Origin of the sequence: Kribbella sp. NPDC059898, from assembly GCF_042730855.1 — a bacterium.
Taxonomy (GTDB): Bacteria; Actinomycetota; Actinomycetes; order Propionibacteriales; family Kribbellaceae; genus Kribbella.
The window spans coordinates 165,911-181,926 of record NZ_JBHWKR010000015.1; the positions used below are offsets into that span (position 1 = coordinate 165,911).

A 16,016-nucleotide genomic window follows, 5' to 3' on the forward strand; every position below is an offset into this window, starting at 1 on the left:
AGACAGTGCAGGTAAGTCGGCAGCTACACGCGTCGCTACGACGGATTCGTCTAGCTCGACGTAAAGCAAGTCGACGACGCCTCGCATCGTTTGCACCTCAAAGTACGGCTTTCCCAGCGGCGAGCGCAGGCTTGACTCAATGCCGTCCAGCAGCGGGGCCAGCATGTCGGCCTCGCGGACGAAGCGAGCGGGCTTTGTTACGCCGTGTCCAGCTGTCGGGCCAGACTGAAGAACCGGTGCCATACACGCAGATTAGGGGCTCGAATGCCTGAACGCCTACCCGTCATCGCGCCGCGCGTCCGCAGCCGCGACACCGGGCCGCCAGCCTCACGTCCGGCTGAACCTTCTATCGCCGTGTTGCGCCGCCCGGCGTTACGGAGGCACGAAGTACGCCGGTGCGGTCGATCGGCACCTCGGCTCACTGGGGCACGGCCTACCTGCAATCCGATATCGAGAGTTTGTTCGCCACCGGGCCCGCCTCTGGCTCTACAGTCGAGCCCTCGAAGTACTCATCGAGGCCGACCTGCCGTCAGTGCATGATCGGGCTGCTGCCGGGCCCGGAGACCCGCTCCCTAGCACCGCCCCAGGCACGCCCGAAGTGTTGCTGGGGCAAATTCCTGCTCCGTCACTGCTCCGTGAGACGCTGACAAACACTGGTCACCGTTGATCATCGGTGAAGGACGAAAGTGCAGGTCAGGAGCCAGATGCGCCTGCACCATACGAGATGTCCGCCGGCGGACGCAGATCTACACCATCTTCGAAGGCACCTCCGAAATCCAACGCCTCGTCATCGCCCGAGCCATCTCCGGCATGCGCATCAGATGATGTAGCCCCCCGCGTGCTCCGACCCACCCACCGGCTAGCGCCGGCAACTTCTTCCGGCTAGCGCCGGGTTCTTGCCCGCTGTCGCTCCGCTCGCCTGCGACCGCCCAGTACTACCGGGCCACACGAGACGACCGAACGCCGACGCTCTCCGGGCGGATCAGCAGCGCAGCCGCGGAGCGCTCCGTGAATGGAGCCACTGAACGCCTGCCCCGGACCCTGTGACAGTGCAGCGGTCGCGTACGTACTGCGCCGGCACCCTCGACCATGAAGGCGTGCTGTCTGTGAGCATGTTCGACCCGCTCAATCAACCCTATGGCGCCACCCCGGTTGAGGAGGAGGACAGGCAGCACCTCCTGGTTCCTCATCGAGGCATCGAGACGATGGCTGAGCTCAACGATGTCGAGAGTCGGAACATCGCCGATGCCCGGTTCTGGATTCGCGATGAGGCACTCGATGTGGATGATCTGCTGTCCGTGCAATGCGACATCCATCGACGAATGTTCGACCATGTGTGGGATTGGGCCGGACGCATTCGTACGAGGGAGCTCTCTATCGGGATAGAGCCCGCATCCTGGCGGAGGAGCTCGCACTGGGCCTCGGCTTGGGGGATGACTGCTCCTCCTGGGGAGGGCGCCTGGACCTGACCCAGCCCCCATGCATGCGGGCGGAGTCACGCTTGACGACAGAGGCGCTCAGAAGAGTGTGGCGGTTGTGTCGTCTGTTGAGGACTTTGTCGTGGCGGGTTCCAGCAGTTCGGTGAACGTGAGTGGCTGGCGGTCGGTGGGCGTCGCGAGGTGGGAGAGCAGTCGGGCGCAGACGAGTGCGTCGTACGTCGCACGATGTGGGACCAGGCCGGGCGGGATGGCTTTGGCGAGGCCGAATGCGTCGGCGAGCGCCTCGAGCCTGTAGGAGTGGCGATTCGGGTGTAGTCGTCGTGCGAGTTTGAGTGTGTCTACGACGCGTGTGGGTTGGAATCCGGGCAGTTCGCGGCCTAGTACCGCGAGGTCGACGCCGGCGTTGTGGGCAACGAACACCTTGTTGCTCAGCGCCTGGCGTAGTTCGGCTTCGATGGCGGCGACGGGTGGAGCGGTTGCGATCTGCTCGTCCGTGATCTTGTGGAACTGGCGCACCATTGGAGTGATCGGGCGAGGCGGGCGGACCAGCCAGCTCCTCGGTGGGCCGATCAAGCCGCCCGTGATTGCCACAATCGAGACCTCGACGAGATCCGGCGGCCGCTGCCCGTTGCCCTCGACGTCGACGACGGCGTACTCGCAAGCCGTCCAAGGGTCAGTGGTGCTCTCCATTTGTCGCTATCCGCCTCCGATGGTCGAGTCACCCAAGTCTGCTGCCATCGCCCGCTCGCGCGCTGCATCAGGTCGCGGTGTTTCGGCGATCGTCCACACCCCCCGGCCCGGAGTTGACGAGAGACGATGGCTCAGTGAAGATTGAGGCAATGAATGTTGAGCGGGATTCTCTGGTGGAGCGGGCTCGGGTGCATGCGGCGCTCGGCGATCCTGCTCGGTTGGTGATCGTGGATGCGTTGGTGGTGGGGGATGCGGCGCCGGGGGAGTTGGGGGCGTTGCTGGAGATGCCGACGAATCTGGTGGCGCATCATCTGAAGGTGCTGGAGGAGGCCGGGGTGGTGGTGCGGGGGCGGTCGGAGGGGGATCATCGGCGGACTTATGTGCGGCTGGTGCCGGAGCGGTTGGCGGCGGTGGCGGGGCCTTTGTTGAGTGAGGTGCCGCGGGTGGTGTTCGTGTGTACGCACAACTCGGCGCGGTCGCAGTTGGCGGCGGCGATCTGGGCGCGGCGGAGTCAGGTGCCGGCGGTGTCGGCGGGGACGCGGCCGGCGGGGCGGGTGCATCCGCGGGCCGTGAAGGTGGCGCGGCGGCGTGGGCTGGATCCGGCGAAGTGGCGTACGGCGCAGGTCGGTGATGTGGTGAAACCGAATGATCTGGTGATCGCGGTGTGTGACATCGCGTACGAGCATCTGCCGGCACAGGCGCGGCCGCGGGTGCATTGGTCGGTGCCGGATCCGGCGCCGGCGGACACAGACGCGGCTTTCGAGGCGGCGTACGACGAGATCGCCGGCCGGATCGACCGGCTGGCGCCACTGGTTTCCCGGAAGGGGGCGCGGTCGTGACCGAGCTCGTGTGGCATCACCAGGACCTGTCGATCGATCAGCAATTGGCTTTGCGTACGGCGGCGACGCGGCTGCGGGAGCAGTTCGCGGAGTTCTACGGGGCGGAGACGATCGAGCGGTTTCTGTCGTCGAGTTACGACCAGTTCGCGACCGGCAGTACGGTCCCGAACTTCTTGCCGTTGCTGGCGGAGCGGTTCGCGCGTCAGCGGCTGACCGCGCTGGCGAAGGTCGAGGGGCATCACGACGACGGCCGTCCGGTGGTGCTGTTCCTGTGCGTGCACAATGCGGGGCGCAGTCAGATGGCGCTGGGGTTCTTCGAGCACCTGGCCGGTGACCGGGCGGTGGGTTGGTCGGGTGGTTCGGAGCCGGGGATCGAGGTGAACGTCGCTGCGGTGGCGGTGATGGCCGAGCGCGGCATCGACATCTCGACGGAGTACCCGAAGCCGTGGACCGACGAGGTCGTTCGCGCGGCCGATGCGGTGGTGACGATGGGGTGCGGTGACGCGTGCCCGATCTTTCCCGGAAAGCGCTACGAGAACTGGGATCTGGATGATCCCGACGGTCTGGGGGTGGCGGACATTCGGCCGATCCGGGACGAGATCGAGCGCCGCGTTCGCGGTCTGCTGGGCGAACTCGCCGTGCCTGTGGTGAGCGGCCGGTGACGCCGTTGTGGTGGCGGGCTGTTGCCGAGGGCATCGGTACCGGTCTGCTGGTCGCCGTCGTGATCGGCTCCGGCATCGCCGCTGCGCAGTTGTCGCCCAACGACGTCGGTCTGCAGCTCCTCGAGAACGCCTTCGCGACGGCGCTCGGTCTGGCTGTGCTGATCCTGATGATCGGTCCGGTGTCGGGTGCGCACTTCAACCCGGTGGTGTCGGTGGTGGACTGGTGGCTCGGCCGCGGGCTGTCCATACGGGACGTGGCGGCGTATGTGCCGGCGCAGATCGTCGGCGCGATCCTGGGCGCCGTACTCGCGAACCTGATGTACGGCGAGGCCGCGGTGTCGTGGTCGACGAAGGATCGCAGCGCGGGGCATCTGTGGCTGGGCGAGGTCGTGGCGACGGCCGGGTTGATCGTGCTGATCTTCGCGCTCGCTGCCTCCGGCCGGGCCGCACTCGCGCCGGCTGCGGTCGGTGCGTACATCGGGTCGGCGTACTGGTTCACCTCGTCGACGTCGTTCGCCAATCCTGCGGTGACGATCGGGCGGGCGTTCAGCGACACGTTCGCGGGGATCGCCCCGGCGTCGGTACCTGGTTTCGTGGTCTCGCAGCTTGTCGGAGCTGCCGTCGGAGTGGGGCTGCTGGCCCTGCTCTACCCGAGTGCCCGACGAGCTGCTGACGAAGTTGTCACTCCGCACCTAGATACAACTGGAGCGTCCAAGTGAGCAAGCCAAGTGTTCTCTTCGTCTGTGTGCACAACGCCGGCCGCTCGCAGATGGCCGCGGGCTGGTTGCGGCACCTGGCGGGCGACGCCGTCGAGGTTCGCTCGGCCGGATCGGAACCTAAGGACCAGATCAACCCGGTCGCGGTGGAGGCGATGCGCGAGGTCGGCATCGACATCACCGGTGCGATCCCGCAGAAGCTCGAGTACGACGTCGCGCAGGACAGCGACGTGATCGTGACGATGGGCTGCGGCGACGCGTGCCCGGTGTTCCCCGGCAAGCGATACGAGGACTGGGAACTCACCGATCCGGCGGGTCAGCCGATCGAGGTCGTCCGCCAGGTCCGCGACGAGATCCGCGGCCGCGTCGAGAAGCTCGTCGCCGAACTGCGGACTGCCTGAGCCCAGCTCGCTGTCGACCGGGCGCGGTGGTCAGAGCCCGCGGATGAGCTCGCGCGCGGTGCGGCCGCCACCGATCACCGTCGCCCTCACCGGCAGGTCGTTGGTCAGGTGGTTGCGGGTGCGGAGAGCAGCGTTGACAGCCGGCTCAGGCGTTCGGGGATCGGCCAGTAGTAGACCCAGGTGCCGCGACGTTCGCAGTCGACCAGGCCGGCCTCGCGGAGCACCTTCAGGTGGTGGGAGATGGTCGGGCCGCTGACGTCGAAGTTCGGGGTGATGTCGCAGACGCACACCTCGTCGCCGGCCGAGGCGATGATCGACATCAGCCGGAGCCGGACCGGATCCGCCAGTGCCTTGAACACCACGGCGCCGTCCGCCGCCTGCGCCGGGTCGAGCGCGGCCTCGGAGATCGGCGTGCAGCAGGTGTTCAGCACGGTCAGTTCCTGTTTCGGCATACGTCTATCTTGACTCTTGTCGAAACAGGAGGCAAGCTTCGTGATTAGATGAACGTCTAGACAGCGCGGAGGATGATCGTGACAGAGCCGGTGGTAGTCATCGGAGCGGGGCCGGTAGGACTGGCGGCCGCGGCGCACCTGGCCGAACGCGGCGTCGAGTTCCTGGTCCTCGAGTCGGGGCCTGGCGTCGCGGCGGCGATCGGCGAATGGCGGCACGTGAAGCTGTTCAGCCCGTGGCGCTACGACATCGACAGCGCCGCCCGCCGGCTGCTCGAGGCCTCGGACTGGATCGAGCCCGACCTGGACTCGCTGCCGACCGGCGGCGACCTGATCGACGAGTACCTCGCACCACTGGCCAAGACCCTCGCCGACCGGATTCGGTACGGCGCGGAGGTGGTCGCCGTGACCCGGGTCGGTTACGACCGGATCCGTACGGCGGGCCGCGAGGACGCGCCGTTCCTGGTACGGCTGGCTGACGGCGAGGAGGTCCTGGCGTCGGCCGTGATCGACGCCGCCGGGACCTGGCGCCGGCCGAACGTCCTGGGCGCGTCGGGCATCCCGGCACGTGGCGAGCACGACGTGGCCGAGGCGATCTCACACGCGCTGCCCGACGTCTTCGGGTGCGACCGCGAGCGATTCGTGGGCCGTCGTACGGCGGTCGTCGGCGCCGGTCACTCGGCCGCGACGACGCTGCTGGAGCTGGGTGAACTCGCCGAGCACGAGCCGGGGACCGAGATTGTATGGGTCGTGCGCGGCACGGATCAGGCGCGGACGTACGGCGGCGGGGACGCTGACGAGTTGCCCGCGCGAGGGGCGCTCGGCAGCCTGTTGAGGCAGCTGGTCCAGTCGGGTCGGGTCGAGTTGGTGAGCAGTTTCCGCACCGAGGCGATCGCCCGTACGGCGGACGGCCGCGTCGCGCTGACCGCAGGGGACCAGCAGGTCGTCGTGGATGTGGTCGTGAACTCGACCGGGTTCCGGCCGGACCACGACATGGTCGGTGAGCTGCGCCTCGACCTCGACCCGATCCTCGGCTCGACCCGCGCGCTGGCGCCGCTGATCGACCCGAACCAGCATTCCTGCGGCACGGTCCCGGCTCACGGCGTCGACGAGCTGACGCATCCCGAGCCTGGGTACTACGCGATCGGCGCGAAGTCGTACGGCCGCGCGCCGACGTTCCTGCTGGCGACCGGGTACGAGCAGGCACGTTCGGTCGTCGCCGCGCTCGCCGGTGACTGGGAAGCGGCCCGCGACGTCCAGCTGAACCTGCCGGAGACCGGCGTGTGCTCGTCGAACCTCGCGTACGGCGGCTCCGCGGACGAGACCGGCGGTTGCTGCGGCCCGGCGCCGGTGAGCATCGAGGCCCCGGTGAGCCGCGGTCTCGCCACCGGGATCAGCGGCGGCCTACTGACGGTGATCGAGCCCGAGCCGACCACCCGGTCCGGCTGCTGCAACTGATGACGGCGACTCCTGGACTGCCCGCTCGTCGCCGACCGGCTTGTCGTTGACTCATTGGTCGAGTGTCAATTGGCGGCGGTGGAAGTCGTAATGCTGGGTGGGGAAGCGGTAGATGTCCGCGAGGGTCATGTAGTCCTTGAAGAACGGGTCCCATCGGAATGGGTAGTGCATCCCGCGGTCGAGGTTGTGGTCGGTTTCGGCGTCGAGGCGGCGGTGGAGCTTGTCGACGACGTGGTCGAACATCACCGTCATCCGATCCGGCCCGATGACGTGGCCGGCGACGTACGAACCAAGGAAGTTTGCCGCGTCGAAGGGCCGGGTGGTTGCGTTGAGCAACCATGCGTACGCGCGGCTCGCGGGGCGCGGGAGCCGGCCGAAGACCCGGACCAGCCGGAGCAGCGCGCGGACGATCAGATACCCCAGGAGCATGTGGAACAGCAGTTCACGGTTGCTCCAGCGGGTCCCGTTCGATCGGCGGCGCAGGGTCGCAGGGTCCGACCGCTCGATCAGGCGGCGGAAGTCCAGGCGTGCTCGCTCGAGCTCGTGGTGTGTGGCGTCCCGGTCCATGTGCATCTCGCCCGCCATAACTAGCACTTCTCTCTAGAGGCTACCTGTGGGGGCTGGTTTCCGCTGAGCGCGCCCTGAGCTTGACTCCGGAGTTGGGTACGGGGTTCACGATGGGGGTATGCGTACGGGTGAGCTGGCTGGTCGGGTCGGGGTGAACACCGAGACGCTTCGGTACTACGAGCGTCGCGGGCTGTTGGCGGTGCCGCCGCGGACGGTCGGTGGGTATCGGGATTATCCGATGTCGGCGGTCGGGCTGTTGCGGTTTGTGAAGCGGGCGCAGGAGTTGGGGTTCACGTTGGACGAGGTGGAGGAGTTGCTGCACCTCGATCAGGGTGGGCCGGACAGTTGTGGTGCCGCGCGGGCGTTGGCTGAGCATCGGCAGGATGACTTGGCGGCGCGGATTCGGGATCTGCAGCGGATGCACGACGCGCTGGCGACGCTGGTGGGGCAGTGCGAGCTGCCGCGGGGTGATCGGGCGTGCGGGTTGCTGGAGGCGCTGCGATGAGGCTCGAGGTGCTTCAGGTGCCGGATTGCCCGAACGTGCGGCCTTTGCTGGAGCGGCTCGCGGAGGTGACGGACGTGCCGGTCGTGACACGGGTGGTTGAGAGCGAGGCGGACGCGGAGCGGTTCGGGATGGCGGGTTCGCCGACGTTGCTGATCGACGGGGTGGATCCGTTCGCGACGGCGGGTGGGTGCGGCGGTGTCGCTTGCCGGTTGTACCGGGATCAGGAGGGACGGCTGGTCGCCGTACCGTCGGTGGAAGAGCTCCGGGCCGCGCTCGGCGGAGAGCTGGACGGATCTCGTCGGGCGGCGCACAGTCGGTGGTAGTGGAAGGAGCCGAACCATGAGGATTCACGCGAGCTGTCTCGACCACGTCGTACTGAACGTCTCCGACCTCGACGCGAGCCGTCGGTGGTGGTCCACGCTGACGGGCGTACGTGCCACCAAGGACCACGAAGGCGAGGTGTCGTTCCTCGTCGGAGCGCAGGCGATCCGGCTGCGGCAAGGGGTGCCGGCGCCGCGCGGGTCGATCAGCGTGTGCTTGATGGCCGACGCCTCCATCGACGAACTGCACCAGCGCGCCGTCGAGCTGCACGCGGTCCACGGAGACGTCCATCCGCGTACGGCGGCCACGGCACCGGCGCAGGCCCTGACCATCGCGGACCCCGACGGCTATCAGGTCGAACTGGCCACCTACACGCCCGAGGGCGCTGCGATCCGTTGAGCCGCCAGATTGTGTAGTTTCGGTGGATGACCAAACTGTGCGGGGCGGTTTGCTGATGGACTCGGCTGTGCTCGTGGTGACGACCATGCCGTTGTCCAAGACGGCGCGGGCCGAGCTGAGCGAGATGCTCGGTCCCGGGTACACGGTCGTCGACATCAGGTCGGCGCCCGACAGCGCGAACATCGTGCTCACGCCGGTCGTGAGCGGCAACGCGCTCGGCATTCTGCGCGGCATGTTCCCGAAGGCGCGCATCCTCTACACCGAGCTGCAGGACGACGAGCGTGGCATCAGTTTCGCCGGGCCGCTGGCGCGGATCGTCGCGCTGGAGCCTGATGGGTACTTCGTGGCGCACTCGCTGGACGCGCTCACGCCGATCGTCCAGACCGAGGCAAAGCTGCAACTCACCGGCAGCACCCGCCGTACGCCGCTCACCCTGTCGCTGGACTCGGCACCCGCCGCCCCGCCAGACCTCACGCCCGCCGCCCCGCGCGACTCCGCGTCAGGCGTCCGGCAGGGCTCGGCGTCTTCCGTGACTCGGCAGGAGCGGTCTGTCGAGGACGATGAGTCGGGCGCCTGTACCGTCCGCTGGATCGACCGCGCGACGTCCCCCGCACCGAAGGGCCGCTGGCTGGACCTCGCCCCGATCGACGCGCTGGTCGTGACCCTGGTCGGCACGGACGAGCCCCGTCGCGACATCCTGTGGCCCGCGCTGGTCGCCGAATGCGTCGTCCGCCTGGCCGAATCCGCGCCCGCGGACATCCTCGTCGACGTCGCCGGACTGGACCCGAAGATCCGTGCCGAGCTGCAGATCCGGATCGAGAGCGAGCAGCTCGACCACGCGCCCTGGCCGGAATGATCCGGACCGTGGTCCGATTCTCAACCGGGGCTCAGGGGCTGCCGGGATGCTGTTGGACCAGTTAGTCTCGGTATTTGTAACGCTGGGTAGGAGCACGTCGGCCAGGGGAGGGCCACGAGGTGTGCGCCTCGATCGATCGGGAGCACCGGACAGTCGATCCGCGAACAGCCGGCGGGATTCCACGGCCGCCGGCGACGTTGGTGGTTCGGGAGCGGTTGCATGCCGCGCTCGACGTCGGGGTACGGGCGCCGCTCACGTTGCTGATCGCACCGCCGGGGACCGGGAAGACGGTGCTGCTGTCGGACTGGGTACGGCGCCGGCGCGACGACGGTACGGCGGTGACGTGGATCAGCGGGCATGCCGCGGGACCGTTCGGACGGCTGCTCGAGCAGGCGATGGACAGTGACCAACCGGAGCCGGAGCTGGTTGTGGTCGACGACGGGCACTTGCTGTCGGCAACCGTCCTGGCGGAGTTGGGGTCGGTACTGCGGAAGTCGCCGCACGCGCTGCGGATCGTGCTGGCGAGCCGGTACGACCTGGCGCTGCCGGTGCCGGAGCTCGAACTGCGGGGTCTGGCGCTGACGTTGCGGTCGCGGGATCTGCGGTTCACTGACGCCGAGGCGACCGAGTTGGTACAGGCCCATGCGGGTCGGGCGAGTGCCGAGGACATTCGCTTGTTCCAGGCGAACACGGCGGGCTGGGCGGCGGCGTTGGTGCTCGCGGCGCGGACGTTCGCGGCGTCGGGCGAGGTCCGGTGGTCGCTGGTCAACCAGGGGCCGGTGCTCGACCTGTTCCTCGGGGAGACGGTCAGCACGCTGGACGAGCGGGTTCAGACGATGTTGCTGAGTACGTTCGGCGTGCCGTCGGTGACTGCGGAGCTGGCGGCGGCGTTGAGCGATGACCCGGACGCGGGCGCGATGCTCGCGGAGCTGGCCGGGAACGGGTTGCTGGTCACGGCGTACGTCGACGGGCCGGGCGGAGAGCCGACGTACCGGTATCACCCCTTGCTGGTTGAGCTTCTGCGGCGGCGAGTGGCGGCGAACGCGGACCGTGCGCGGATCGTGGCGGCGGCTCAGCACCGGTCCGCGGTGTACTACGAGAACCGGGGAGACAGCGTCGGCGCGCTGCGGAGTGCGCTGGGTGCGGAGGATCCGGCGTTGGTGGCGCGGATCGTGCTGAGTCGCGGGCCGGAGCTGCTGGCGGCGGGCGAGCTGGAGCTGGTTGCTGTCGCGCTCGGAGTGGTCCCGGTCGAGGACTTCCCGCACTTGACGGGTGTCCGCGGCCTCCTGCGCCGAGCGTCCGGTGATGTGGCCGGCGCCGTCATGGACGCCGCCGCCGCCGACCGGCTGACCGGGGAACGGGAGGCGCGGACGTCGAGCGGTGTGGCCGGGGAACGGGAGGCGCGGACGCCCGGCGAGCCGGCAGGGAGGCCGGAAGGGCGGGCGTCGGATCGGGTTGCGGGGGAGCGGACGCCTGAGGACGATGCGTTGGAGGCTGATGCCGCTTTGCTGCGGCTGTGGAAGTCGCGGTACGGGTGGCATGACGTGCGGGCTGCGATTGACGGGGCGCGCGGACTGCTGGCGCCGGACGGGCGGAGCGGTGACGCCGTGCTCGGGCCCGAGCGGCTGGCCTGGCTGCTGATCGAGTTGGCTGCGGCGGAGACCTGGGCTGACGAGCTGGACAGCGCGTCCGAACACCTCGGCGAGGCGCTCGTATCGGCGCGGATGGCGGCGCATTCCCGGTTGATCGCCGGGGGACTGGTGCATCACGGCGTCGTGCAGTACGCCCTCGGCCAGGTGCGGAACGCGGCGCGGTCGGCGCGCGAGGCGCTCGACATCGGCGGCGACGAGCTGCCGCGGGAGTACGCCGTACGCGCGTATGTCGTGCTGGGGTTCGCGGCGCTCAGCGACCTGCGACGGGACGAGGCGTGGCGCTGGTACGAGCTGGTCGCGATGACCGAGCCGGCCGAGTCGGACACGGTGATCGGCGCGCTCCGGGCGATGCTCCGGGGCGTACTGCTGATCGAGGACGGCCGGCTCGACGAGGCGTTGTCCGAGCTGTCCGTGGATCCCGCCGCGGCCGGTCCGCTGCCGTCGTTCCTCGCCCGCGACCTGGCGCTGCTGCGGTTCCGCCTGGCCGTGCTGATCGGCGACGAGGACGGTGCCGTCGGACAGCTCGCGGAGCTCGACCGGACCGGGAGCTGCCCCGAGGCCGAGCTGCTGCGGGCGATGCTCTCGATCAGCGAGGGCGATCTGCGCGCGACGGTACGGATGATCGACGAGGTCCTCGCGCGGCCAGGCATCTACCCGCCGGTCGCGTCGGCGGCCGCGTCGTTCCGGACCGTACTGCTCGCACGCGCGGCCGATCCGGTCGCGGCCGAGGCCTCCCTGGTGGACACGCTGAACCGCGTCGCCCCGCAGCGCATCGTCCACACGCTGGTCCCGGCCGGCGGCGAGCAGGTGTTCCTCGACCAGCTCCGCGCGTACGTCGTGACGCCGAACCCGCACCCCTTCGCCGCGATCGCGCTCGAGAAGCTGACCGCGTACCAGAGCCCCGGCGGCGTGACCCTGCTCGCCCGGACCAGGCCGGACAAACAGGCCGCGCCGGACCGGCGTCTGAGCGCGGTCGTGAACGGTGCGCAGATCCGCCTCACCGCAAGGGAGGCCGACGTCCTGGACCAGCTCGCGCTCGGGAACTCGTACACCGAGACCGCGAAGGCGCTGTTCATCACCGAGAACACGGTGAAGACGCACCTGATGGCGCTGTACCGAAAACTTGGTGTCGAGAAGCGGTCCGCGGCGCTCCGGGTGGCCCGCGGCGTCGGACTGCTCCGGCCGGCACCTGCGGTAGAGACAGGCCTACCGGCGGCGCAGGGATCCTCGCCGGGGGCATTCGGTGGACAAGGGAGACTGCGATGAATCAGGGCCTGCTGAACTCGCTGACCGAGGCCGAGCGGTTGCTGGTGGCCGAGACCGAGCGGGACGCGTTGCAGCAGTTGGACGAGGACGATCTGCTGGACCTGCATCAACGGGTACGGCGGGCGCGGACGAAGTACGTCAAGAACTATCGCCGCGGGGCGGCCGCCGCCGTGGCGGATGTGGGCGGCCGCGGGCTGTCGTACGCGCGGAACCAGCGCGACCGGGACAAGGCCGAGCTGTTCGAGTCGGTGCTCGCGACGGTGAGCCGGGAGGTTGCGGCGGTGGCGCGGCGGGCGTCGCTGGAGCTCCGCGCCGAGCGGATCGCGGCCGGAAAGGCGGCCAAACCTGCTCTCACCACCCCGAAGCGGCCCGCCGCCAAGCAGCCGGCACCGGCGACCGATCCGCCGCCGCGGGCCACCAAAACCACGGGCGGGTTGAAGAAGGACGCGTCGACGCGGGCGCTCGGCAGTCGACGGCAGGCCAAGCGCGACTCTCGCTGACTCGCCCGATTCGGGTGATCACAAGCGCCGCCGGGTCGGGTCTGCTGGACACCGCGGAGGTGCGATCATGCACGGTGCGCGGTTCAGGTCCCGGCTGAGACTGCCGTTGATCGGTGCTGCGCTGGTCCTCGTAGGTCTGACGTACGCCGTACTCGTCCCGAACGGCGCCGCCGGAGCGGACGGTCCGCAGTCCCAGCAGATCGAACAGGGCCGGAAGCTCTTCGCGGTCGGTTGCTCCAGCTGCCACGGCCTGCACGCCGAGGGCAGTACCAACGGCACCGGTACGTTCACCGCGCCCTCGCTGATCGGGGTCGGAGCGGCCGCCGTCGACTTCCAGGTCAGCACCGGGCGGATGCCCGCGCAGCAGCCGGGTGCGCAGATCCCGCAGAAGACCCCGGTCTACTCGCAGGACGAGATCGCCGCGCTGGCGGCGTACGTCGCCTCGCTCGCGCCCGGTCCCGCGATCCCGCCGGAATCGGCGTACGACGTCAGCAAGGCCACCGACGAGCAGATCACCCGCGGTGGCGAGCTGTTCCGCACGAACTGCACGGCCTGCCACAACTTCGCCGGCAGCGGCGGCGCGCTGCCAAACGGGAAGTACGCGCCGTCACTGATGTCGACGACGCCGCGCAACATCTACCAGGCGATGCTGACCGGCCCGCAGCAGATGCCGGTGTTCTCCGACCAGGTCATGCGGCCCGAGGACAAGCAGGACATCATCGCGTACGTCGTCGCGCTGCAGCAGGCGAAGAACCCCGGCGGGATGGGCCTCGGGCGGCTCGGTCCGGTGTCCGAGGGGCTGTGGGGCTGGGTGATCGGAATCGGTCTGCTGGTCGTCGTCGCGGTGTGGATCGGCGCCCGGGTGCCGAGAGTACGGCGCCAGCCGGAAAGCAACGAAAGGAACTGACATGACCCATCTGGTGGTACTCGGGCTGAGCAGCCGTGAGGACGCCGAGCGCGTCGTACAGCTCACCGACGAGCTGGCCAAGCAGCAGCTGCTGCAGCGGGAGGACGCGGCGATCGCCTACAAGGATGCCAAGGGCAAGGTACGCATCCAGCAGACCATGAACCTGACCGCGGCCGGAGCGGCCGGCGGCGCGCTCTGGGGCACGTTGATCGGGCTGATCTTCCTGAACCCGCTGGCGGGCATGGTCGTTGGTGCGGCCAGCGGTGCGATCAGCGGCAAGCTCACCGACATCGGGGTCAGCGACCAGCTGATCAAGGAGATCGGCCAGGAGCTGCAGGAAGGCCATGCGGCCGTGTTCCTGCTGGCGCGGTCGGCCACCGTGGACCGGGTGATCGAGGCGCTGAAGCCGTACAGCCCGACCATCCTGCAGACCAACCTGACCCGCGAACGCGAGGAAGAACTCGTCCAGGCTCTCCAGTCCTGACGGGCCTCACGCGGACCGCAGCGCGTCCAGCGGCTCACCCGCTTCGGGTGGCCGCTGCGTGGCGCGGTCGAAGTACAGGTAGGCGACGGCCGCCGCGGCGATCGGCATCGCGAGCGCGAACAGGATCGACGACACGACGTTGATCAACGTCGGCGACCAGTCGGTCGCGAGCAGCAGGACGATACCGGCGATCGGCCCGACGGCGAGCCCGGCGCCGACCACCAGCGTCAGCGGTACGGCGGTCCGCCACCAGCGGCGTGCGACCAGGCGCCGGCTCCGCCGCAGCGCCGTACCTCCGGAGCAGTGCTCCGCGACCAGGACCTGTACGACGAACGCCCGGCTGACCGCGTAGTACACCGCCAGCGGGATGGTCGCGACGAAGATGGTCAGCACGACCACCACCACGACGTACTGCGCGGCCGCGCGTGCCAGCGGCCAACGGATCACGTCGCGTAGCGCGGTCGTGGTCGTCACCGGTTCGCCCCGATCGAGTTGATCGAGCGTTCGCATCACGGCCGCGAGGAGGACGACGTACGTCGCGATCGTGAGCAGTGTGACCGCCAGCGCGACGAGCGCTGCCCAGAAGCCGGTCGCGGTCTGAGTCGGGGCGCTGAGGTCGGTGGGGGCGTCCCGCCGGGCCGCCTCGAGCCTGGCCAGGCTGACGGTGACGAGGCTCAGCACGCCCAGCGCGGCGGCGAACCCGGCGAACAGGCCCGGTCGCCGGCGGAACAGCTGGACCGCGGACACCACCGCCTGACCCCACGCCCGCGGCCGCCGGGCCGGCAGCGGATCGGCGTCGGTCCACCGGGTCCGGCTCGCGGCGAACCACACCACGGCGATCAGTAGGGCGAGCAGGAGCGCGAGCAGCCAGGTCCGGTCGAGGGTTTCGCGCAGCAGGTTCGATCCGGTACCGACGGCGGCACAGAACACGCTCGTACTGCTGGGGCCGAGCAGCGCGCCGGCGGGTACGACGGTACTGTCGTCGCGCCAGGTCGACTCGGCGTCCTGGATCGGTGCCGTCCAGGATTCCTTCATGTTCGGCCCGGTCGGACCGTCGAAGAACGAGCGCTGCCGTTCGCCCCACCGGCCTTCGAACCCCAGCCACGGGTACTGCGCGAGGTAGTCGGCCCGGTTCATTGGAACGTACGCGACCTTCGGGGTGATCGCCGGTTCCGGCCGGGTGGTGTCGTCGCAGCCGAGGCCCTCCGATCCGCGGCCGAGGTACAGCCGCTGCCCGTACTTGTTGGCGTGCGACCCCGCCGCCGGGTAGACGACCGGATGGGTGCCGTCGACGAGTTCGAGTTTGGCGTCGCCCCACTTCGCGCGTTCGGCGCCGCCGTGCTGGCTGTACCCGACCGCGGCCGGTTGCGTGGTCAGCGCCGCCTGCGGGGTTGGGGCGTCGAAGATCAGCTGGATCGATTCCCAGTCGCCTTCGTGGGTGTTGTTGTAGTCGTTGAAGATGTAGAAGAACCAGTACTCAAGGGAGAGCTGGTCCGGGTACTTCGGGTCGCCCGCGACGTGCGCGTAGACGGTTGGGGCGTACTGGGAGTTGAGCTGTGCCGACCAGTTGGCGTAGTCGCAGGCGGGGCGCAGAGGGTCGCCTGGGAAGTCGAGGAAATAGCCCGGGTACCGCAGGCCGAGGTCCTTGCCTTGCGGTTGCGTCTTGATGAGGTCGGGCGGCTCCCAGGGTCCGCGCAGGGCGACCTGCTGGTTGCCCAGCACGGACTGTACGTCGATGGGCCGGTAGTGCTCGCCTTCGGAGCAGTTCGCGGCACTGTCCTGGAGCTTGACGACAGGTGCGTAGCGGTCGGCCAACTGCTGGGCGGCCGTGTCCTCTGGTGACGTCGCGGCTGCAGGCTCGATACCGGAGACGAGCAGCGCCGATGACAGGAGAACCACGAGCAC

At 69.2% G+C, this 16,016-nt stretch carries 19 protein-coding genes; 15 read left to right on the forward strand and 4 right to left on the reverse strand.

Annotation, left to right across the window (positions count from 1 at the left end; genetic code table 11):
• Nucleotides 1-663 precede the first annotated feature (663 nt).
• Complete coding sequence (locus ACFV9C_RS35975) at nucleotides 664-825, forward strand: acyl-CoA dehydrogenase family protein (protein WP_380200784.1); 162 nt, start codon at nucleotides 664-666, stop codon at nucleotides 823-825.
• 281 nt (nucleotides 826-1,106) lie between these two features.
• Entirely contained in the window at nucleotides 1,107-1,469 is a 363-nt protein-coding gene (locus ACFV9C_RS35980; protein WP_380200786.1) for a hypothetical protein, read from the forward strand.
• A 48-nt stretch (nucleotides 1,470-1,517) separates the two neighbouring features.
• Here the strand turns inward: ACFV9C_RS35980 and ACFV9C_RS35985 are convergent, their stop codons facing one another.
• Nucleotides 1,518-2,129, reverse strand: a complete 612-nt coding sequence (locus ACFV9C_RS35985) for an exonuclease domain-containing protein (protein ID WP_380200788.1) — start codon at nucleotides 2,127-2,129, stop codon at nucleotides 1,518-1,520.
• Between the two features lie 149 nt (nucleotides 2,130-2,278).
• Here ACFV9C_RS35985 and ACFV9C_RS35990 point away from each other — a divergent pair, with 149 nt between their 5' ends.
• The 4 genes from ACFV9C_RS35990 to ACFV9C_RS36005 are packed head-to-tail and all read left to right on the forward strand — an operon-like array spanning nucleotide 2,279 to nucleotide 4,747.
• Nucleotides 2,279-2,968 (forward strand): helix-turn-helix domain-containing protein, encoded by a 690-nt coding sequence (locus ACFV9C_RS35990; protein ID WP_380200790.1) that lies wholly within the window; start codon nucleotides 2,279-2,281, stop codon nucleotides 2,966-2,968.
• The gene (locus ACFV9C_RS35995) at nucleotides 2,965-3,630 is read left to right on the forward strand and encodes an arsenate reductase ArsC (RefSeq protein WP_380200792.1); all 666 of its coding nucleotides are present in this window, start codon (nucleotides 2,965-2,967) and stop codon (nucleotides 3,628-3,630) included. Before ACFV9C_RS35990 ends, ACFV9C_RS35995 begins: the two co-directional genes overlap by 4 nt.
• On the forward strand, nucleotides 3,627-4,349 hold the full coding sequence (locus ACFV9C_RS36000) for an aquaporin (RefSeq protein ID WP_380200794.1): 723 nt from the start codon (nucleotides 3,627-3,629) through the stop codon (nucleotides 4,347-4,349). Before ACFV9C_RS35995 ends, ACFV9C_RS36000 begins: the two co-directional genes overlap by 4 nt.
• Nucleotides 4,346-4,747: an arsenate reductase ArsC gene (locus tag ACFV9C_RS36005; RefSeq protein ID WP_380200796.1), complete on the forward strand. Its 402-nt coding sequence runs from the start codon at nucleotides 4,346-4,348 to the stop codon at nucleotides 4,745-4,747. The genes ACFV9C_RS36000 and ACFV9C_RS36005 overlap by 4 nt, the downstream gene beginning before the upstream one ends.
• Before the next feature lie 104 nt (nucleotides 4,748-4,851).
• Here ACFV9C_RS36005 and ACFV9C_RS36010 read toward each other — a convergent pair whose 3' ends face one another.
• Entirely contained in the window at nucleotides 4,852-5,199 is a 348-nt protein-coding gene (locus tag ACFV9C_RS36010; RefSeq protein ID WP_380200798.1) for an ArsR/SmtB family transcription factor, read from the reverse strand.
• Nucleotides 5,200-5,271: 72 nt separating this feature from the next.
• On the opposite strand from ACFV9C_RS36010, the gene ACFV9C_RS36015 reads away from it, so the two are divergent.
• Entirely contained in the window at nucleotides 5,272-6,654 is a 1,383-nt protein-coding gene (locus ACFV9C_RS36015; protein ID WP_380200800.1) for an FAD-dependent oxidoreductase, read from the forward strand.
• Between the two features lie 51 nt (nucleotides 6,655-6,705).
• Here ACFV9C_RS36015 and ACFV9C_RS36020 read toward each other — a convergent pair whose 3' ends face one another.
• The gene (locus ACFV9C_RS36020; RefSeq protein WP_380200802.1) at nucleotides 6,706-7,239 is read right to left on the reverse strand and encodes a DinB family protein; all 534 of its coding nucleotides are present in this window, start codon (nucleotides 7,237-7,239) and stop codon (nucleotides 6,706-6,708) included.
• Between the two features lie 100 nt (nucleotides 7,240-7,339).
• On the opposite strand from ACFV9C_RS36020, the gene ACFV9C_RS36025 reads away from it, so the two are divergent.
• The 8 genes from ACFV9C_RS36025 (at nucleotide 7,340) to ACFV9C_RS36060 (ending at nucleotide 14,111) form a co-directional block, all read left to right on the forward strand.
• Entirely contained in the window at nucleotides 7,340-7,726 is a 387-nt protein-coding gene (locus ACFV9C_RS36025) for a MerR family transcriptional regulator (RefSeq protein WP_380200804.1), read from the forward strand.
• On the forward strand, nucleotides 7,723-8,049 hold the full coding sequence (locus tag ACFV9C_RS36030; RefSeq protein WP_380200806.1) for an alkylmercury lyase: 327 nt from the start codon (nucleotides 7,723-7,725) through the stop codon (nucleotides 8,047-8,049). Before ACFV9C_RS36025 ends, ACFV9C_RS36030 begins: the two co-directional genes overlap by 4 nt.
• A gap of 16 nt (nucleotides 8,050-8,065) precedes the next feature.
• Nucleotides 8,066-8,446, forward strand: a complete 381-nt coding sequence (locus tag ACFV9C_RS36035) for a VOC family protein (protein WP_380200808.1) — start codon at nucleotides 8,066-8,068, stop codon at nucleotides 8,444-8,446.
• Nucleotides 8,447-8,501: 55 nt separating this feature from the next.
• On the forward strand, nucleotides 8,502-9,302 hold the full coding sequence (locus ACFV9C_RS36040) for a hypothetical protein (RefSeq protein WP_380200810.1): 801 nt from the start codon (nucleotides 8,502-8,504) through the stop codon (nucleotides 9,300-9,302).
• Nucleotides 9,303-9,421: 119 nt separating this feature from the next.
• Nucleotides 9,422-12,220, forward strand: a complete 2,799-nt coding sequence (locus tag ACFV9C_RS36045; RefSeq protein ID WP_380200812.1) for a LuxR C-terminal-related transcriptional regulator — start codon at nucleotides 9,422-9,424, stop codon at nucleotides 12,218-12,220.
• The gene (locus ACFV9C_RS36050; RefSeq protein ID WP_380200814.1) at nucleotides 12,217-12,720 is read left to right on the forward strand and encodes a hypothetical protein; all 504 of its coding nucleotides are present in this window, start codon (nucleotides 12,217-12,219) and stop codon (nucleotides 12,718-12,720) included. The genes ACFV9C_RS36045 and ACFV9C_RS36050 overlap by 4 nt, the downstream gene beginning before the upstream one ends.
• Before the next feature lie 67 nt (nucleotides 12,721-12,787).
• Nucleotides 12,788-13,627 carry a cytochrome c gene (locus tag ACFV9C_RS36055; protein WP_380200816.1) on the forward strand — a complete coding sequence of 280 codons (840 nt, stop codon included), beginning with the start codon at nucleotides 12,788-12,790 and terminating at the stop codon, nucleotides 13,625-13,627.
• Between the two features lies 1 nt (nucleotide 13,628).
• Nucleotides 13,629-14,111 carry a DUF1269 domain-containing protein gene (locus ACFV9C_RS36060; RefSeq protein WP_380200818.1) on the forward strand — a complete coding sequence of 161 codons (483 nt, stop codon included), beginning with the start codon at nucleotides 13,629-13,631 and terminating at the stop codon, nucleotides 14,109-14,111.
• A 6-nt stretch (nucleotides 14,112-14,117) separates the two neighbouring features.
• Here the strand turns inward: ACFV9C_RS36060 and ACFV9C_RS36065 are convergent, their stop codons facing one another.
• Nucleotides 14,118-16,016: a hypothetical protein gene (locus ACFV9C_RS36065; RefSeq protein ID WP_380200820.1), complete on the reverse strand. Its 1,899-nt coding sequence runs from the start codon at nucleotides 16,014-16,016 to the stop codon at nucleotides 14,118-14,120.